At 56.4% G+C, this 18,249-nt stretch carries 17 protein-coding genes; 5 read left to right on the forward strand and 12 right to left on the reverse strand.

The window, feature by feature from the left end:
* Positions 1-37: 37 nt before the first annotated feature.
* The 4 genes from hfq to ileS all read right to left on the reverse strand — a co-directional run bounded on the left by hfq (position 38) and on the right by ileS (position 5,151).
* Positions 38-265 carry an RNA chaperone Hfq gene (gene hfq, locus K341_RS0104140; protein ID WP_009350513.1) on the reverse strand — a complete coding sequence of 76 codons (228 nt, stop codon included), beginning with the start codon at positions 263-265 and terminating at the stop codon, positions 38-40.
* The gene (miaA, locus tag K341_RS0104145) at positions 262-1,230 is read right to left on the reverse strand and encodes a tRNA (adenosine(37)-N6)-dimethylallyltransferase MiaA (RefSeq protein WP_009350512.1); all 969 of its coding nucleotides are present in this window, start codon (positions 1,228-1,230) and stop codon (positions 262-264) included. Before miaA ends, hfq begins: the two co-directional genes overlap by 4 nt.
* On the reverse strand, positions 1,227-1,904 hold the full coding sequence (locus K341_RS0104150) for a metal-dependent hydrolase (protein WP_026761953.1): 678 nt from the start codon (positions 1,902-1,904) through the stop codon (positions 1,227-1,229). The genes miaA and K341_RS0104150 overlap by 4 nt, the downstream gene beginning before the upstream one ends.
* A 127-nt stretch (positions 1,905-2,031) precedes the next feature.
* Positions 2,032-5,151 (reverse strand): isoleucine--tRNA ligase, encoded by a 3,120-nt coding sequence (gene ileS / locus K341_RS0104155; protein WP_026761954.1) that lies wholly within the window; start codon positions 5,149-5,151, stop codon positions 2,032-2,034.
* Between the two features lie 242 nt (positions 5,152-5,393).
* Here ileS and K341_RS0104160 point away from each other — a divergent pair, with 242 nt between their 5' ends.
* The gene (locus K341_RS0104160) at positions 5,394-6,617 is read left to right on the forward strand and encodes an EAL and HDOD domain-containing protein (protein WP_026761955.1); all 1,224 of its coding nucleotides are present in this window, start codon (positions 5,394-5,396) and stop codon (positions 6,615-6,617) included.
* A gap of 144 nt (positions 6,618-6,761) precedes the next feature.
* Here K341_RS0104160 and K341_RS0104170 read toward each other — a convergent pair whose 3' ends face one another.
* The gene (locus K341_RS0104170) at positions 6,762-7,781 is read right to left on the reverse strand and encodes an HD-GYP domain-containing protein (protein ID WP_009350507.1); all 1,020 of its coding nucleotides are present in this window, start codon (positions 7,779-7,781) and stop codon (positions 6,762-6,764) included.
* A gap of 223 nt (positions 7,782-8,004) precedes the next feature.
* On the opposite strand from K341_RS0104170, the gene K341_RS0104175 reads away from it, so the two are divergent.
* From K341_RS0104175 to K341_RS0104185, 3 genes are read left to right on the forward strand one after another with little or no spacing between them, the layout of a single operon-like run.
* The gene (locus tag K341_RS0104175; protein ID WP_009438769.1) at positions 8,005-8,811 is read left to right on the forward strand and encodes an amino acid ABC transporter substrate-binding protein; all 807 of its coding nucleotides are present in this window, start codon (positions 8,005-8,007) and stop codon (positions 8,809-8,811) included.
* A gap of 59 nt (positions 8,812-8,870) precedes the next feature.
* Positions 8,871-9,515, forward strand: coding sequence for an amino acid ABC transporter permease (locus K341_RS0104180; protein ID WP_026761956.1), 645 nt, complete (start codon positions 8,871-8,873; stop codon positions 9,513-9,515).
* On the forward strand, positions 9,496-10,281 hold the full coding sequence (locus K341_RS0104185; RefSeq protein WP_026761957.1) for an amino acid ABC transporter ATP-binding protein: 786 nt from the start codon (positions 9,496-9,498) through the stop codon (positions 10,279-10,281). Before K341_RS0104180 ends, K341_RS0104185 begins: the two co-directional genes overlap by 20 nt.
* Before the next feature lie 91 nt (positions 10,282-10,372).
* Here K341_RS0104185 and K341_RS0104190 read toward each other — a convergent pair whose 3' ends face one another.
* Both K341_RS0104190 and K341_RS0104195 read right to left on the reverse strand, forming a co-directional pair.
* Positions 10,373-11,713, reverse strand: coding sequence for an MATE family efflux transporter (locus tag K341_RS0104190; protein ID WP_026761958.1), 1,341 nt, complete (start codon positions 11,711-11,713; stop codon positions 10,373-10,375).
* On the reverse strand, positions 11,710-12,465 hold the full coding sequence (locus K341_RS0104195; protein WP_026761959.1) for a YdcF family protein: 756 nt from the start codon (positions 12,463-12,465) through the stop codon (positions 11,710-11,712). Before K341_RS0104195 ends, K341_RS0104190 begins: the two co-directional genes overlap by 4 nt.
* Positions 12,466-12,586: 121 nt before the next feature.
* Here K341_RS0104195 and K341_RS0104200 point away from each other — a divergent pair, with 121 nt between their 5' ends.
* Complete coding sequence (locus K341_RS0104200) at positions 12,587-12,931, forward strand: cupin domain-containing protein (protein WP_009438907.1); 345 nt, start codon at positions 12,587-12,589, stop codon at positions 12,929-12,931.
* Positions 12,932-13,075: 144 nt separating this feature from the next.
* Here K341_RS0104200 and K341_RS0104205 read toward each other — a convergent pair whose 3' ends face one another.
* The 5 genes from K341_RS0104205 to K341_RS0104225 form a co-directional block, all read right to left on the reverse strand.
* Positions 13,076-13,687 (reverse strand): hypothetical protein, encoded by a 612-nt coding sequence (locus tag K341_RS0104205; RefSeq protein ID WP_026761960.1) that lies wholly within the window; start codon positions 13,685-13,687, stop codon positions 13,076-13,078.
* A gap of 66 nt (positions 13,688-13,753) precedes the next feature.
* On the reverse strand, positions 13,754-14,971 hold the full coding sequence (locus tag K341_RS0104210) for an ABC transporter permease (protein WP_026761961.1): 1,218 nt from the start codon (positions 14,969-14,971) through the stop codon (positions 13,754-13,756).
* The gene (locus K341_RS0104215) at positions 14,961-15,683 is read right to left on the reverse strand and encodes an ABC transporter ATP-binding protein (protein ID WP_026761962.1); all 723 of its coding nucleotides are present in this window, start codon (positions 15,681-15,683) and stop codon (positions 14,961-14,963) included. Before K341_RS0104215 ends, K341_RS0104210 begins: the two co-directional genes overlap by 11 nt.
* 14 nt (positions 15,684-15,697) lie before the next feature.
* Positions 15,698-16,810: an efflux RND transporter periplasmic adaptor subunit gene (locus K341_RS0104220; protein WP_026761963.1), complete on the reverse strand. Its 1,113-nt coding sequence runs from the start codon at positions 16,808-16,810 to the stop codon at positions 15,698-15,700.
* Entirely contained in the window at positions 16,807-18,213 is a 1,407-nt protein-coding gene (locus K341_RS0104225) for a TolC family protein (protein ID WP_026761964.1), read from the reverse strand. The genes K341_RS0104220 and K341_RS0104225 overlap by 4 nt, the downstream gene beginning before the upstream one ends.
* Positions 18,214-18,249: the final 36 nt, after the last annotated feature.

The raw sequence follows: 18,249 nt of genomic DNA on the forward strand, positions 1-18,249 counted from the left end.
TCATTCGGTGCGGCAGCATCGTGCTTTCTTCTTTCGGCTACTCGATCGGCACCTTGACAGTTGCGGACGGCGTGATGGTGGAGATTGCATGTTTATAAATCATCTGCTGTTTCCCCATGCTGTCAACCATGACGATAAAGTTGTCAAACCCCTTGACTACGCCCTTGATCTGAAAGCCGTTGACCAAATGGATGATAACGGGGACGCTGTCCTTTCGCACTTGATTGAGGAAGCCGTCCTGTAAATTGATGATTTTTGCCGTCATGCTAAAAATCCCCTTTCTTTGCTCTCCCGCCATGTCTCTATATCGGCGAGAATCTGACACGTGAGTTCCGCCGCCGTATGCGTATCCGCATCATATCGGCGGATATAAGACATTTTGCGGTACCATGTCATTTGGCGCTTTGCAAAGTGCCGCGTTGCCGTCTTGATCTGTTCGATCGTCTCTTCCAGACGCATCTCGCCCGCGAGATACGCCGCCGTCTCCTTGTAGCCGATGCCCTTCATCGCGGGGGCATCTCGCCCCACACCGCTTGCAAGAAGCCGCCGCACCTCGTCGACGAGTCCCGCCGCGAACATCGCGTCGACGCGTGCGTTGATACGCTCATAAAGATGTGCACGTTCCCGTACGAGTCCAATAACAAAGGCATCGTAAACCGTTTCGCCTTTGCGGTGCGCGCTGTCCTGCGAGATGCGCTCACCACCGCAATAAAATGTCTCGAGCGCACGGATCACGCGCCGCACATTGTTTGGATGCAGACGCGCGGCAGTCTCCGGGTCGCGCCGCGCGAGCAGCGCGTGGACGAACACATTCCCCCTGCACGCAGCGAGACGATGCATTCGTGCACGAAACCGCTGACTCCCCGGCGTCGCGTTGAAATCGTAGCCCTCGATCAGCGCCTTGATATAAAGTCCTGTCCCACCAACGATGAAGGGTATTTTCCCTGCTGCCTCATGCAGGGGAATCAGTCGCCGGGCATGCGCGACGAAATCCGTCACACTGAACGATTCCTCCGCCTCCAGTATATCGACGAGATGATGCACCACAGAGGCGCGCTCCTCCGCCGTCGGCTTTGCGCTGCCGATGTCAAAGCCGCGGTAGAGCAGCATCGAATCGCCCGAGATGATGTCCGTCCGGAGGTGCTCTGCCAGATGTAGTGAGAGCTCCGTCTTGCCCACCGCCGTAGGCCCTAGAAGAACGAGGAGCGGTGACTTTTTTCCCGCGCTCAAAGCTCGAGTGTTTCGCCCGGGGCAACGATGCAGACTGCTGCGCGCGTCATCGCCTCCGTGACCTCCTTGTAGCGGTGGACTTCCTGCTCGATGACCAGCCATGTATTATAGTGAATGGGGATCACATGGCTCGCGTTGACCCACTGCGCCGCCTGTGCCGCGTCCTCGAGTCCCATCGTATAGTTGTCGCCGATGGGCAGCACCGCATAGTCGATCGTATCCTTGCGCCCGATGAGCTGCATGTCGCTGAACAGCGCCGTATCGCCGGCGTAGTAAACGACCTTATCCCCGATGTAGATAACAAAGCCGCACGCAACGCCGCCGGGCACACCCGCGCTGTGATGCGCGACCGTCATGCGCACCTTGCCGAACGGCAGTGTGATCGAGCCTCCAAGATTCATTGGGAACGATTTCAGCTCGGCGAGTGCCTGCGCCTGACAGACGTCAATGACCTCCGGGATCGCAACGATCGCCGCGCCCGTGCGCGCCGCGATCGACGGCGCATCGCCGAGATGATCCCCGTGCGCGTGAGTGAGCAGGATATAATCGCAGTCCACGTCGTTCGCCGAAACGCTTGCCGTCGGGTTCCCGGTCAGGAATGGGTCAACAAGGATCCTATGCGTGCCGTCATCCAACAGAAACGCCGCGTGCCCAAAGTAATGAAAACAAACCATCGCGTTCATCCTCCTCTTCATAGACTTTTTTATCATTATACGATATGCCCGTATAATGTCAATATGAAAAAGCCGCCTGAATGAAGTGATGTCCTTCATTCAGGCGACTTTCCCAATGTCTTTTTCCTTATTTGATGGAAAGCGTCAATTTCTCTCCATTGATGTTCCACTCTTTGCTCGTGCCTGCGGGCGCATCGTAGGAAATGGAATCTGCGAGCGTAATCTCGCGGATAAACGCCTCGTCCTTCCGTGCGGTCTCTTCGAGATTCGCATTGCCCGAAAGATCGAGTCTGATGTGATCCGTCACCTCAAGCCCGCATTCCTTGCGCATCGTCTGCACCTTGCTGATGATCTCGCGCACAAAGCCCTCTTCGATGAGCGCGGGCGTGAGCGTCGTCTCGAGCGCGACGGTGACGCCGCCATAGCTCTGGCAGTTGTAGCCCTCCTGCTGTGCGACCGTCACCTCGACGTCCTCGCTCGTCACCGTCACATCGCCGTCCGCGAGCGTGAGCGTATAGGAGCCGCCGCCCGCGAGAGCTTCCTTGACCGCCGCACCGTCACTCTCCTCGAGCGCTTTCTTGACCGCGCCCATCTGCTTGCCGACCTTGGGTCCTAGGACGTGGAAATTCGGCTTTACATGGTACGCGAGGAAGTCCGACATATCGTCGCGGAATGTCACCGCCTTTACGTTCAGCTCGTCCTCGATGATCTCGACGAAGAACTCCGGCAGGCGGTGTTCCGCCTTCACGAACATATTGCCGACGGGCTGACGGTTCTTGATGTTCGCCGCATTGCGCGCCGCACGTCCGAGTGTGACGACCTCGAGCACGATCTCCATATTGTCCTCGAGCTCCGTGTCGATGTACGACTCGTTCACCTGTGGGAAATCCGTCAGATGCACGGAGATCGGCGCCGTCTTGTCCACGGAGCAGACGAGATTGCGGTAGATGCTCTCCGTGAGGAACGGGATCATCGGCGCCGCCGCCTTCACCGTCGTCACGAGCGCCGTGTAGAGCGTCATATACGCGTCGATCTTGTCCTGCTCCATGCCCTTCGCCCAGAAGCGGCTGCGGCTGCGGCGGACATACCAGTTCGACAGCTCTTCGACAAAGGACTGGAGCGCCTTTGCCGCCTCGGTCACACGATAGCTCCCGAGGTATTCGTCCACCGCGCGCACCATCGTGTTCAGGCGCGAGAGCAGCCAACGATCCATCACGCAGAGCTTTTCGTAGGAGATCGTATGCTGTGTCGGGTCAAATTCGTCGATGTTCGCATAGAGCACATAGAACGCGTAGGTGTTCCACAGCGTCCCCATGAACTTGCGCGCGCCCTCCTGCACCGCCTCGTGGGAGAACCGATTCGGCAGCCACGGCGCACTGTTCTCGTAGAAATACCAGCGGATCGCGTCCGCGCCGTGACGGCGCAGCGCATCCATCGGCTCCACGGCGTTGCCCTTGGATTTCGACATCTTCTGTCCGTTCTCGTCCTGCACATGCCCGAGCACGATGACGTTCCGATACGGGCTCTCGTCAAAGAGCAGCGTCCCGATCGCGATCAGCGAGTAGAACCACCCGCGTGTCTGATCGACCGCCTCGGAGATAAAGTCCGCGGGGAAATATTTCTCGAAGATTTCTTTGTTCTCGAACGGGTAGTGCCACTGTGCAAAGGGCATCGCGCCGGAATCGAACCAACAGTCGATGACCTCGGGGACGCGGTGCATCGCAGCGCCGCATTTTTCGCACGGGAAGGTGATCTCGTCGATGTACGGACGGTGCAGCTCGATGTCCTCCGGGCAGTTCGGCTGAAGTTTCCGGAGTTCCGCGATCGAACCGACCGAGCGCTCGCACCCGCAGTCACATTTCCAAATGTTCAGCGGCGTGCCCCAGTAGCGGTTGCGGCTGATGCCCCAGTCCTGCACATGCTCGATCCAGTTGCCGAAGCGCCCCTCGCCGATCGACTTCGGAATCCAGTTGACCGTGTTGTTGTTCTTCACGAGTGCATCGCGCACCGCCGTCATCTTGATGAACCACGAAGCGCGCGCGTAATAGAGCAGCGGCGTGCCACAGCGCCAGCAATGCGGATAGTTGTGCGTGAACTCGGGCGCCTTAAAGAGCTTGCCGCTCTCCTCGAGATCGGCAAGGATCAGCGGATCGGCGTCCTTCACAAAGACGCCCGCCCATTTTGTCTCCGCCGTCATCTCGCCCTTGTCGTTGACGAACTGCACGAACGGCATCCCGTATTTGCTGCACACGCGGTTATCGTCCTCACCGAATGCCGGTGCCGTATGGACGATGCCCGTGCCGTCCTCGGTCGTCACATAGTCGTCGCAGATGACGAAGAATGCCTTATCGCGTACATCCGCGGAGACAAAATCGTAGAGCGGCACGTACTTGCGGTACTCGAGCTCCTTGCCCTTCATCGTCGCGAGGATCTCACGGTCGCCCCACGAGCCTTCAAATACGCTGTCCATCAGCGCCTCGGCGAGGTAGTAGACCTTGCCGTAGACACGCACCTTCACATAGGTCACCTCGGGGTTCACGCAGAGCCCGAGATTCGACGGCAGCGTCCACGGTGTCGTCGTCCATGCGAGGAAATACGCATCCTCATCGGCAGCCTTGAACTTGACGATTGCCGAACGCTCCGTGACATCTTTGTATCCCTGTGCCACCTCGTGCGAGGAGAGCGGCGTGCCGCAGCGCGGGCAGTACGGAACGATCTTGTGTCCCTGATAAAGAAGTCCTTTTTTATAGATTTCGCTGAGCGCCCACCACACAGACTCGATGTAATTGTTCTCGTAGGTGATGTAGGGGTGCTCCATATCCGCCCAAAAACCGACGACGTCGGAGAACTCCTCCCACATCGCCTTATACGTCCAGACAGATTCGCGGCATTTCTTGACGAACGGCTCGATGCCGTATTCTTCGATCTGTTCCTTGCCGTTGATGCCGATCGCCTTCTCGACCTCGAGCTCCACGGGCAGCCCGTGCGTGTCCCAGCCTGCCTTGCGCAGAACCTTCTTGCCCTTCATCGACTGATAGCGCGGCAGCATGTCCTTGATTACGCGCGTCAGCACATGCCCGATGTGCGGGCGGCCGTTCGCCGTCGGCGGGCCGTCGTAAAACGTGAACGTCTCCGCACCCTCGCGCTGATCCACCGCCTGCTGTGCAATATGATTTTCGCGCCAAAAATCCACAACGGCTTTCTCGCGCGCGGCAAAATCCAAATTTGTATCTACTTTATCATACAAAAAAATCCCTCCCGTACCGTAGTCACGTCATTCTAGCACACGAGACCGGATTTTTCAAGAATACCGCGCTTCGATCCTTGTCCTTCATACAACGACGCAAACAGTATCTTTAATGCCGTCAACTTTTTTTGATTTGTTTTTCGTATAAACTATGCTATAATGATCATCAAATATCCCGTAATAGAGACACAATAGAGACATATCACGTTGTAGATTCGTCTCCAACAGGAAAGAGGCTATCTATGGATGAATTATTTATCGGGCGGCAGGCAATTTTAGACAAGAAAAAGGGCGTATACGCCTATGAAATCTTATTCCGCAGCGGTCTGAAAAACGCCTTTGACCCCAATCTCGACGGCAATGTCGCGACGCAGAGCGTGATGGTGAACGCGATGCTCGAATTCGGCATGAAAAAACTCGTCTCTGAAAAAAAGGGCTTCATCAATTTTACGGAGAAAAATCTGCTCGACCGGGCGCCGAAGCTCCTCCCCGCCGATACCATCGTGGTGGAGATTCTCGAAACGGTACAGCCCCGCGCGGAGATTCTTGAAGCGGTACAGGAACTCAAGGCAGCAGGCTACAAGATCGCCCTCGACGATTTTGTCCTGCTCCCCGGCTATGAGCCGCTTATCGAGATGGCGGATATCATTAAGGTGGACTTTCGCATCACCGAGGATCCCGAGGAGCGGAAAAAGCTGCGCGAAATTCTCCCCGGTCATGTCCGTCTGCTCGCCGAGAAGATCGAAACGGAGGACGAGTTCCGTCAGGCGCTTGAGTTCGGCTATGTGCTCTTTCAGGGCTATTTCTTCTGCAAGCCGACTGTCCTGCGTCAAAAGAAGCTCTCAAGCAATGCGCTTTCACAGATGCGGCTCCTCAAGGAGGTCAACCGCCGTGAGTTCGACTTTGGGGCAATTACGGACGCCATCTCCTCGGACACAAACCTCGTACATAAACTGCTGACCTACATCAACTCAGTCGGCATGGGACTCACGCACAACGTCTCAAACCTCAGGCAGGCAACCGTCCTGCTCGGACTAGAGGGCATTCGCCGCTGGGTAACACTCGTGAGCCTCCAAACGTTCTCCGAAGACAAGCCGCCCGAACTCTTTACCATATCTCTGCTGCGCGCCAAGTTCTGCGAACTGATCGCAAGCGAGCTCAAACACCCGAACGTCACGCCGGACACAGGCTTCCTGCTTGGTATGTTCTCGCTCATCGACGCGCTGCTCAATCAGCCGATGGAAGAAGTACTTGAGGAGGTTGCACTCAGTGAGGAGCTGACTTCCGCGCTCCTCGGCGAAAAGAGCGATCTGCGCAAGATTCTGGATATCGCAGTTGCCTATGAACAAGGCGACTGGGATCAGGTCATTGCACTCTGCAAAGAGGAAAATCTCTCACTGGGACGCCTCAAACAGAATTATAACTCCGCCCTCGAGTGGTACAATCTGCTCCAGTCGGTAGGCTAAACGAACGAAAACAAAACGCCGTATGAACGCATCATGCGGCGTTTTTTGATGGAATCAAACGATCGCGTAAAATGGAAAATAAAAACAGAGCCTGCGGCGTATACGAGCCGTTTCACGCCGAAAGCTCTGTAAAAAGGATCTGTCTTATTTGGGATTGTACTCGAGAATCGCGATCCGCGGGTTCTCATTGAGATCGATCAGCTCGTCGTCGCCGATTGCCACGATCGGTTTCGGCACAACGCCGTGTGGATAGGAGACAATCTTTCCCTCACGATGATTGTTGAGGAGTACGCGCGAACCGAGGAATGCGTTCTTGATATTCGTCAGCACTGCCATGCAGACCTCGGGATCGAGTGTCGTATACATCTGGCTCGCGATGACTGCTACCGCGTCAAACGGTGTCTGCCGCCGATATCCCTCGCGCTCGGTTGTGATATTATCGTAAAGATCCGCAACGGCAACAATACGCGCGTAGAGGTGGATATCGTCCCCCTTGATATTGAACGGAAATCCGCTGCCATCCATGCGTTCATGATGTTGGAGCGCCGTCAGACGCACGCCCTCGGTGAGTCCTGCGATCTTGTTGAGGATCTGCGCGCCGTCCACCGTGTGCTGAATGTATCTCTCGTAGTCCTCGCCCTTGAGCGTATCGATGTTCTTCTCGAGCAGCCGTTGATCGAACTTCGACTTGCCTACATCGTGCAGGAATCCTGCCATCACGATGTCCTTCGACATCTCGCGGTCAAGATGCATCCACTTGGCAAAGACACCCGCGAGAATCGACACGCGCAGCGAGTGGTTGTAGATGTCGCTCGCAAGATGATTGAGCTGATTGAGATAGTCGATCGTTCCGCTGCGGCGCGAGAGCGGCAGAAGATCCTCCTGCACCATCTCATTGGTCTGCTCAACCGGCACCTCCCCCGTCTTCTTTGTCTGCTCAAAGATAGATTTTGCCGTGCCGACGACATTTTCATATTGCTTAACGAACAGATTGCTGCGCGAAAAGATCGGTGAGATCCCCTCTTTCAGCTCGTTTTCGTCCTTGATGTAGACGACAGGAATTTTCAAAAACTTGAGACGCGTGATATGCGCCTGCGTGAGTTCGGTGTTCTCCGACACGACGACCACACGCTTGGCATTGACGATCGTTCGCGCAAGTATCATCCCATTTTCAAGATCGTCCACGGATATTGCACGCAAGGTAAGCCCTCCCCCGGTTTACGCGATCAATTTTATACGAAATATGATATCTATAAACTATTTCTACCTTTCTTAAAAAAAACCTGCCTGTACAAAATAAATACTTGACATAATTTTACTGTTTCGCTTATAATAGCACTACGTTATCTCTTTATCTTGTTAAAGAATCAAAAGGAGAGTGGAAAAGATGAACCGGAAAAACATTTTAACCGGCGTAGCTGCGGCTATGATGTCCGCACTGCTGCTCACGGGCTGCGGCGGCGGGGATAAAGCTGCCGCGCCTGCAAAGGACGGGGACAAGGGGAAAATTGTTGTGGGTCTCGACGACAATTTCCCGCCGATGGGCTTTAAGGATGAGAAGAACGAGATCGTCGGTTTCGACGTCGACCTCGCAAAAGAGGCGGCAAAGCGGCTCGGGCGCGAGGTTGAGTTCAAGGCGATCGATTGGTCGAGCAAGGAAGCCGAGCTCAAGAGCGGCCGCGTCCAAATCCTATGGAACGGACTCGATATCACAGAAAAGCGTAAAGAAAACATGCTCTTCTCCGATCCGTACATGGACAGCCAACAGGTCATCTTCGTCCGCAAAGGCGATACTGCGATTACCGACGAGCAAAGCCTCGCCGGCAAGGTAATCGGCACGCAGAGCGCAAGTACGGCGGAGGAATACATCGACGCGACCGACTTCTATAAAAAGGACGTCAAAGAGGTAAAGAAATATCCCGATTTCGTCGCGACCTTTATGGATCTTGAGAACGGTCGCCTGGACGCGGTGGTCGGCGACCGGATCGTCGGGCGCTACTACATGAGCAAACACCCCGATAAAATCGAAGAGCGCAACATTCCGATCGGTCCCAAGGGCGAGCTCGGCATCGCCTTTGCAAAAGACAATACGGCGCTGCGCGACGAAGTGCAGAAGGTCATGAACGAGATGAAGGCGGACGGCACGGCCGCAAAGATCTCCGAAGAGTGGTTCCAAACAAATTTGGTTAAGTAACTGTACGGAACGAGGCTGCCGTGCTCCCTGCGGCAGCCTTTTTCACGCCGGGAGATATGATGGATAAAATACTGGATACCGCCTTCCTCATGCTCGAGGGATCGACGGTCACGCTCGAGATTTTCTGCGTTACGCTCGCGCTTTCGCTGCCGCTCGGTTTCTTCGTTGCCCTGGGGCGTCTTTCGCGCAGCCGGATTCTCGGCCGACTGATCGACTTCTACATCTGGGTCATGCGCGGCACGCCGCTGATGCTCCAGCTGCTCTTCGTCTATTTTGCCCTGCCAATGATCGGCATCAAGCTGTCGGATCTCTCCGCCGCATTTCTGGCCTTTGTGCTGAACTACGCGGCATACTTCGCGGAGATCTTCCGCGCGGGCATTCAGGCTGTGCCGCGCGGACAGTACGAAGCCGCGCGCGTGCTTGGCATGAGCTATCCGCTCGCCCTGCGCCGGATCATTCTGCCGCAGGTGCTGCGCATTACGCTGCCGCCGGTCAGCAACGAGACGATCAATCTCGTCAAGGACACGTCGCTGGTCTACATCCTTGCCATGAACGACCTGCTGCGCGTTGCGCGCACGATCGTTCAGCGCGAGTTCGACATGACGCCGCTCGTCATTGCGGGGGCATTCTACCTTGCGATGACCGCCGCGCTCACCTGGGGATTCAAAAAATTGGAGGCGCACTATGGAAGATATGACCGCTGATACGGAAACGATGCTCACGATGCGCGGCATCCGAAAGACATTCGGCGGAACGGAGGTGCTGCGCGGCATTGATCTCTCGCTCGTGCGCGGCGAAGTCCTCGCGATCATCGGCCCCTCGGGGTCCGGGAAATCCACCCTGCTCCGCTGCATCAACAAGCTCGAGACCGTCGACAGCGGCGATATCGTCATCCGCGGGCGCATCCTCTGCGAGACGAAAGAGGGCGCGGCGCAGGCGGTCTACGCAGAGCCGCAGGAAGCGCGCCGTATTCTCTCTTCAACGGGTATGGTGTTCCAGCAGTTCAATCTCTTTCCGCATATGACCGTCATCGAAAATCTCATCGAAGCCCCATGCCACGTCAAGGGTATGGCAAAGAGCGAGATCCTTCCCTATGCGCGCGAACTCCTCCAAAAAGTCGGTCTCTCTGACCGTGAGGACGCCTACCCGAGCCAGCTCTCGGGCGGACAGCAGCAGCGTGTCGCCATCGCGCGCGCGCTCGCGATGCAGCCGGACATCATGCTCTTTGACGAGCCGACCTCCGCGCTCGATCCGGAGCTGACGGGCGAGGTGCTCCGCACCATGCGCGCACTTGCCGCCGAACGCATGACGATGATCGTCGTCACGCACGAGATGGCATTTGCACGCGAAGCCGCAACGAACGTCATCTTCATGGAGCATGGCCGCGTCATCGAAGAGGGCACGCCGGACGCCTTTTTCTCCGCCCCGAGAGAAGAGCGGACGAAAGAGTTTCTGCGAAATATGCTGTAACCCCCGGGATTTGGACAATATACAAAAATACAACAAGGACGGATACGAAGATGCATTTCTTCCGTGTCCGTCCTTGTTCGTGAGACTAAATTTATACAGCCGTCTGCAGTGTCTTCTGCGTCCAATAATACGCAATCACAACCGGTACCCCTGCGCCGATCCATGCGAGAGGATTTGCGAAGCACGCGCCGAGGAAGCCGAACTGTGCGCAGAGGAAAATCGCAGCGCCTGCGCGCATGAGGAGTTCCATTGCCCCGGCAACGGTCGGCATCACGCTCTGCCCGAGCCCTTGCAGAACATTGCGGTAAACGAGGAGAAGCGCAAGTATCAGGTAACAAGAACCGTTGACAATGAGGAACATATGCCCGTAGGCGATGACATCTGATGCCGCCGCATCCCCTTCGATGAAGAGGGCAAGGATATGTGTGCCGAACGCAATCAGCAATGCACCAATGAGTACGGCAAAGCCCATTGATAATTTCAGACAAGCGCGCACGCCTGCACGGATGCGGTCATACTTCTGCGCGCCGTAGTTTTGTGCGGTGTACGCCGCCATCGCATAGCCAAAAGACAGCATCGGCATGACGGCGACGGCATCAATCTTCTGCGACGCTGCATACGCGGCAACGGCAACTGCGCCGAGATTATTCAGCGCAATTTGGAGAATCACCGCACCGATTGCAATGACCGTGCCCTGAAATCCCATCGGTAGTCCTACACGCAGATGCTCCCACAGGAGCGCGCGGTCAAGGCAAAAGTCTGACCGCCGCACGTGGAGCACAGGGATGCGCCGCCGAATATAGGCGAAAAAAATCAGTGCGCCAAGCCCCTGTGAAATGACAGTCGCGAGTGCCGCGCCGGGAATCCCCCACCCCAACACGAGAATCGCGATCGGCTCAAGGACGATATTGAGGAACAGCGCGATACCGAGCATCACGGTCGGGATTTTACTGTCCCCAAGTGCACGCACGAGACAGTTTTGCAGATAGAGGAAAAGGAAGATGATAAGCCCCGCAAAGATGACAGTGATGAAATCCTGAGCCCCATCAATGATCTCCGCAGGCGTCTCCATGAGCACAAGCATCGGACGCGTAAGCGGCAAAACAATCGCCGTAAGGAGAAGTGTTGCCACCATGCCAAGGATAATACATGCCGCCGTACTGCGCCGGACACCGTCCATATCCTCCGCACCGAACCGCTGTCCCGTGCAGATGGTAATGCCGACGCAAAAGCCCATGATGAATCCGAGCGCGAGGAACATGAGGCTGCCTGTGCATCCCACCGCAGCGAGCGCGGAAACGCCGAGGAATCGCCCAACAATGAGCGTGTCGACAAACGAATAGAGCTGCTGCATCATATTCCCTGCAACCAGCGGCAGCGAAAAGAAAAAAATCAGCCGCATCGGATCGCCGCTCGTCAAATTCTTCGTCATTCCAAATACCTCGTGACAAAAGTACGCAGTTCTTCCCGCAGGAACGTGATGTTGGTCTGGAACGGTGAGACACTCGGCACAAATTTCAGCGGATTGAGGTGCGGATGTGCAGGCACCCAAAAATCTGACGGATATGGCGTTACCTCGATGCCCAATTTTTCAAAGTTCAGTACGGCGCGCGGCAGATGAAACGCCGAGGTCACGAGGATCGGGTGCGTAAAGCCTTCTCTGTGCAGGATCTCAGCCGAATACCGCGCGTTCTGTCCCGTCGTCAGGCTCTCGGACTCCGTGTATATTTGTTCCTCCGGCACACCGAGCGAGATGAGCACGCGCCGTGCGATCTCCGCCTCCGTACCTGTGTCCTTGAATACTTGACCGCCCGAGAGAAGAATCGGCAATCCATAAAGCCGATGCAGACGCACGGCGGTGAGCAGACGCGACGCAGGACTCGGCGCAAGCATCCCCTCCCCATCCACATCCTGCACGCCGCCGATCGCCCCGCCGCCAAGCATGATGATGACGTCGCCCTGCGGGTGCTCCGGCACCGGATACGTCCGCTCGAGACTCCCCATGAAGAGATCGGCGACCGCCCCCGTCGTGAGGAGATAAAATACGGCGGCAATCGCGGCGAGAATCCCCGCGGCTGCTTTCACCTGCCGCCGCCATAGATACACGACAATCGCGGCGAGCGCAAGGATGAAGATGCCCGGCGGCAGAATCCACGCCGCACCAAATTTCAAAACGTAAATCATAAAAGGAAAACGCACCTCCATCGCGAATATTTAGAAGATATAGGGAGCGTATATTCTTTTTGTAAATATGCCTCTTCCATTTTATCAAACTCTGTGGAAAAAGAAAAGGAGAGACCTGCACATGGCGATTACACAGCATGAACACATCGATGCCGAGAACCGTTTTGGCGGGAGCGGCACCATCCATATCGAAAAGATCCTCTCCCCTGCCGAGCTGGACGGCAAATGTGCAATGTATGCGCGCGTCACCATCCCGCCGCATGCATCAATGGGCGTCCACCGGCATGAGGGTAATACGGAAACGTACCACATCCTCTCAGGACGTGCCCGCTATAACGACAACGGAAAGGAAATCGAGATCGGCCCGGGGACGACGACGTTCTGCGGCGACGGCGAGGTACACGCTATCGAGAACATATCGGATACTGAGGATCTCGTTTTTATGGCGCTGATCATCAATAAGTAAATATTTGTACACAAACGAAGAAGCCGCACCCGATAAAGATGCGGCTCTTTTATTTGTAATTGAACGTAATGACGCTGCCTTCGCAGCGGCGTCGTGCTGCTGTTCCCTGTAACAACGAACGGCGGTATACTGCATCGCTGTTTTTCAATACGGAATCGTATCGTCATCCATGGAGCGATGCTCTATCTTCGTAAAATAGTTCACCGACAGATCGACCGGCCCGTCCAGCAAGGCGCGCATGAACGCCGTGTAGGAAATCCCTTCGGACTGTACCGCAAAGAGATAGTCGCCAACTGCCCAATGTGCGGCGTAGTTGGTCGTCATCCCGTTCTCATCTTTGACCTCCGCAATCGACACGGGGACACCGCGCATGGTCACCTTCTTCCACGTTGCGCCATAGATGCCGCTGATATCGTCATCCTGCATCAGATTGGCGGGCGCCGTGCGCACGAGCAACTTTGCGTTGTCGTTCCGGATGCGTGCATAACGGATATCGATGAGGTCGCCCGCAATGACGTAGATATGCTCCGCCTGATAGCCCGTGAGTTCCGACAGTGACAGGGGATAATAGCCCGCCGCCTGCGCCGCCTCTGCAACGGACGGATATTCGACCATCGGGTTGGGCATACCGTCCATCTCCTGCGCAGACGTATAGGAGCGCGCCTGTGCTGCAGGGACGTTCAGGGGAACGGCGACGAGCACTGCCGCTGCCACGAGCATCCCGGAAAGAATCTTGAAAGAACGTTTTTTTCGCATAAGATATTCTCCTCTCTTGCATGTCCGCACGGGACACATCACAAAACGAAAACTATATCCTCCCGCTTACTCGTAGCGCAGAGCATCGATGGGATCGAGCCGCGCCGCCTTGCGTGCAGGGTAGATGCCGAAAAAGAGCCCGATGCCGACGGCAAAGCTAAACGAAACGACGATCGGCAACACTGCTAAGGTCGTCTCAAATCCGCCGAATTTACCGATGATCTCTGAAAGTGATACGCCCATGGCGATACCGATCATGCCGCCCACGATGCCGATGACCATGGACTCGATCATGAACTGCATAAGGACATTCGACGAGGTCGCCCCTAGCGCCTTGCGGATGCCGATCTCGCGTGTGCGCTCGGTAACAGAAACCATCATGATGTTCATGATGCCGATGCCGCCGACGAGCAGAGAGATCCCCGCAATCGAGCCGAGCAGCAGCGTGATCATATTTGTGCTCTCTGTAAAGGACTCCATAAGGCTCGTCATATTGCGCACAGTGAAGTCGTCCTCCGTACCGGTACGTATATGATGCCGCGACCGCAGCAAGGTCTCGATCTCGCTCTGTACCTGATCCATGCGCGCCGGGTCGGACACCTGAATATTGATCGACTGCACATGGGTGATCGCAAGCATGCGCTCCTGCGCTGTGGTCAGCGGAATATAGATCACATCGTCCTGATCCTGCCCCATGGACGACTGTCCCTTCGAAGCGATGAGGCCAATGACCTTAAACGGCTGATTATTGATGCGGATATTTTGACCGACCGGATTCTCCGCGCCGAACAGATTCGCGGCGACGGTCGCGCCGATCACGGCGACGCGGCTGCGTTTGCTGAGATCGCTCGCCGTGATGAAAGAGCCGTTTTCCACCTTGAGCGAGCGAATTTGCATCAGCTCCGGCGTGACTCCCATCACCTCCGTATTCCAGTTGAGGTTGCCGTTGATGACTTGATAGGAGGTGTTTACCGTCGGCGAAACATAGTCAATGCCCTTGATTTTGGCTGCAATCGCCTTAGCGTCGTCGTATTTGAGGGATTTGCGCGAGCCTGCTGCACCGCGGATGCCGCCCTTATTGGTGGAGCCCGGCATAACGATGAGCATATTCGTACCGAGACTGGCAAAGGAGTTCGTCACGCTCGTTCGGACGCCCATGCCGATAGAGACCATCGCAATGACCGCGCCGACACCGATGATGATACCGAGCATCGTGAGGAGGGAGCGGAGCTTGTTCGCAAGGAGCGCATTCAGCGCCATGGCAAAGCATTCCTTAAACAACATCCATCACGACCCCCTTTCCCTCATCGCGCGTGATTTTCCCATCGCGGACAAGGAGCTGGCGGCTCGCGCGCACGGCGATTTCCGGCTCGTGCGTGACGAGGATAATCGTATGCCCCTTCTCATGCATTGTTTCGAAAATGTCCATGATCTCCTTCGTGGACTTGGTATCAAGGTTGCCCGTCGGCTCGTCCGCCATGATAATATGCGGTTCGTTGACGAGGGCGCGCGCAATCGCGACGCGCTGCCGCTGCCCGCCTGAGAGTTCGTTCGGCAGATGCCCGCCGCGGTCGGCCAGGCCGACGGATGCGAGCACTTCCTGCGCGCGGGCAAGCCGTTCCTTTTTCCCGACCCCCGCGTAGACGAGCGGAAGCGCAACATTCTCGAGCGCCGTAATGCGCGGCAACAAGTTGAAGTTTTGGAAAACAAAGCCGATCTTTTTGTTGCGCGTAACGGCGAGCGCATCGTCGTCGAGCCCCGCGACCTCATCGCCGTCGAGCCGGTAAGATCCTTCAGTCGGACGGTCAAGACAGCCGAGAATATTCATGAGCGTAGATTTCCCTGAGCCGGAGGGTCCCATCAGCGCGGCAAACTCACCGCGCTGAATATCGAGGTCGATGCCGTCGAGCGCCGCGAGCTCCTCCCCGCCGATACGGTAGACCTTACGGATACCGCGCAGACGAATAGCCGCGGGGTGTGTTTCTTTGGTCTGCATGATCTCCCTCCGCATCAGAATGGCGGCGGCCCGCCGTCCTGCTTCGCGCTGCTTGTCGCCTTAGCCGTGTAGGTATTGACGACGCGTTCCCCTTCGTCCAATCCCGAAAGGATCTCGACGTACTCGTCACTGTAGATGCCCGTCTCGACGTAGCGCTGCTCCTGCGTCCCGTCATCCTTCATCACCATGACATAAGAACCGTTTGAATCCGTCTTGAGTGCGGCGAGCGGAACGACGAGCGCGTCCGCTTTGTCCGCCGTATTGATCACGACACGTGCGGTCATCGCCGGCAAAAGCATGCTGTCCGGATCGTCCACGTCGAGCGTGACATAGTAATAGATAACGCTCGCGCTCGATGACGAGGAGCTCGATGAACTCGAGGAGCTTGTATCCCAGCTGTTCGAAACGTCGGTCTGGGAGATCTTCGAGACACGTGCCGTAAATTTTTGATCCGTAAACGCATCGACCGTAAACGTCGCATCCTGCCCAACACGGATATTGCCGATATCGGTTTCATCAACCTTTGCCTTGATTTGCTTGCGCGAAAGATCGGCAATACGCATGATGACGGTAGGATTATCCGAGCCCTGCACCGCCATAGTCCCCGCCGTCTTGGGCTCGCCGACCACAACGCCCGAGATCGGTGCGGTGATAATCGTTTCATTCGCATCGGAGACCGCTTCTTCGAGAGTCGACTGCGCCGTCTCGTAGTTGTACTGCGCGTCTTCAAGATCCTGCTGGGATTTTGCCCCGATGCCCGCGAGATAGTTCATACGATTGTACTTTGCACGCGTATTCGTCACACGATACTGCGCCTGATCCCGCTTCGCCTCGTAGTCCTTGCCGTCGAGTGTGGCGACTGTCTGTCCCACCGTCACTGTATCGTTCTCCTTCACGAGCACCGAGCTGATGCGCGCGGTGATCTTGGAGCTGACCTCAACGGAATCGACGGGCTGTATCGTCCCCGTCGCCTCGACGGTCGACTTGATATCCATGCGCCGGACGGCAACGGTCTCAACGGCCTGCGCGGATTTTTCCGCTTCGCCCGCCGAATAGTAGTAATAGCCGCCGAAAGCGACGACCGCCGCGATCAACACACCGATACCGATGATTTTCTTCCGTTTCATTTGCCGGGCACCTCATTCTTCGCAACCGTCATCTGTACCGCCGCGCTCGTCGCAAGGTTTGCGGCGTCCGCACTGTCGCGCTCGGCCTGTGTGACCTCGGGCAGCCCGTCGGCCGCGGCGCGTTCCGCCGCGGTGAGCGGTTCGCCCATCAGATTCTCCACCTGCGCCCGATAGCGCGCATAGTCATAGCGTGCGTTGATATCGTTCTGCTTGGCCTTCGACAGCGCAAGCTGCGCATCCAGCACGTCGAGGAGGATCCCTTCTCCTGCACTGTAACGCCGGCTTGCGATGAAATAATCTTCCTCCGCCTGCTTCACGGCATCCCCTGTCGCCGTAAACCGCTTCTCCGCTTCACGGAGGTTCAGGTATGCCTTCCGCAGGTTCAGATCAATCGTCTCCTCCGCCTGCCGGACATTCAGCAACGCCGTATCCCGCTCCGCTTCTGCCGCATCGATCTGTGCCCGCGTCACACCGCTGTCAAAGATATTCCAGTTCACCCCGACGGATGCGGAAACATCGCGGTTCGTATCATTGTGCGGTCGGAACTGCGTTGTGATGCCGGAGCCAACGGTCAGGTTCACGGTGGGTTTCTTCCCTGCCTTTGCGATATCAACGGCAAGTTCCCGCTGCGCAAGGGTATCCTTTTGCACCTGCAGATCGCGCCGGTTGCCGTAGGCATAGGAAATACAGTCCTGCACGGTCTTCTCAAATGGTACGTAGGAAACGTCTGTCGTAAGACGCAGCTCCTCGCCGCGATCCATATTGAGGAGATTGCGAAGCGTCGCAAGATTCACCTCATAGGCATTTTCCGCGCTGATGAGCTCCTGCCGCGCATTCGACAGCTCGACCGAAGAACGCAGGACATCAATGCGTGCCTGTGCTCCTGCCTCGTAGAGCGCCGTGACATTGCCCAGATGTGCATCGTAATTGCCAACTGCTTCACGCTGTACTTCGGTCTTTTTGAGAGCCTCAACGGCGTTGTAATATGCGGCGATGACTTCGTATTTCAGATCTTCCCGTGCGCGCTCCGTCGTGAGCCGTGCAGCTGCGGCGCCGATCTCTCCGGATTGAATACTCGCCTGATTCGCGCCGCCGGTGTAAAGAGGGAGACTTGCCGAGAGATTCAGACCGTTTGAGGACTGTTGTGTTTCGCCGTTCGTCTTGCTCCAGCGCACACTGTCACTCGCCGATACGGAAACACCGTTCCTGCCGCGCGCCTGTTTCAAGGCGGCATCCGCCGTATGCTCTCCCTGTCGCGTAATGCGCAGTCCCGTATTCGCGGCGAGTGCCATATCGACGGCATCCGCCAGCGAAAGATCGCGTGCCTGTGCCCCCGACTGTACCGCAAACAAGCAGGCGGTAAGTAAAGGCAGACAAAGGATGCGTCGCTTTTGACCGTACATAAATAACCTCCTCGGTCAATCAACGTAAAATAATTG

This window comes from Centipeda artemidis DSM 19719 (genome assembly GCF_000426665.1).
Lineage (GTDB): Bacteria > Bacillota > Negativicutes > Selenomonadales > Selenomonadaceae > Centipeda > Centipeda artemidis.

Bases quoted from the DNA above. Each gene is read 5' to 3' on its own strand.
- hfq (WP_009350513.1), bottom strand. From the start codon at position 265: ATGACGGCAAAAATCATCAATTTACAGGACGGCTTCCTCAATCAAGTG.
- K341_RS0104150 (WP_026761953.1), bottom strand. From the start codon at position 1,904: ATGGTTTGTTTTCATTACTTTGGGCACGCGGCGTTTCTGTTGGATGAC.
- K341_RS0104160 (WP_026761955.1), top strand. From the start codon at position 5,394: ATGGATGAATTATTTATCGGGCGGCAGGCAATTTTAGACAAGAAAAAG.
- K341_RS0104170 (WP_009350507.1), bottom strand. From the start codon at position 7,781: ATGATACTTGCGCGAACGATCGTCAATGCCAAGCGTGTGGTCGTCGTG.
- K341_RS0104175 (WP_009438769.1), top strand. From the start codon at position 8,005: ATGAACCGGAAAAACATTTTAACCGGCGTAGCTGCGGCTATGATGTCC.
- K341_RS0104180 (WP_026761956.1), top strand. From the start codon at position 8,871: ATGGATAAAATACTGGATACCGCCTTCCTCATGCTCGAGGGATCGACG.
- K341_RS0104185 (WP_026761957.1), top strand. From the start codon at position 9,496: ATGGAAGATATGACCGCTGATACGGAAACGATGCTCACGATGCGCGGC.
- K341_RS0104190 (WP_026761958.1), bottom strand. From the start codon at position 11,713: ATGACGAAGAATTTGACGAGCGGCGATCCGATGCGGCTGATTTTTTTC.
- K341_RS0104195 (WP_026761959.1), bottom strand. From the start codon at position 12,465: ATGATTTACGTTTTGAAATTTGGTGCGGCGTGGATTCTGCCGCCGGGC.
- K341_RS0104200 (WP_009438907.1), top strand. From the start codon at position 12,587: ATGGCGATTACACAGCATGAACACATCGATGCCGAGAACCGTTTTGGC.
- K341_RS0104205 (WP_026761960.1), bottom strand. From the start codon at position 13,687: ATGCGAAAAAAACGTTCTTTCAAGATTCTTTCCGGGATGCTCGTGGCA.
- K341_RS0104210 (WP_026761961.1), bottom strand. From the start codon at position 14,971: ATGTTGTTTAAGGAATGCTTTGCCATGGCGCTGAATGCGCTCCTTGCG.
- K341_RS0104215 (WP_026761962.1), bottom strand. From the start codon at position 15,683: ATGCAGACCAAAGAAACACACCCCGCGGCTATTCGTCTGCGCGGTATC.
- K341_RS0104220 (WP_026761963.1), bottom strand. From the start codon at position 16,810: ATGAAACGGAAGAAAATCATCGGTATCGGTGTGTTGATCGCGGCGGTC.
- K341_RS0104225 (WP_026761964.1), bottom strand. From the start codon at position 18,213: ATGTACGGTCAAAAGCGACGCATCCTTTGTCTGCCTTTACTTACCGCC.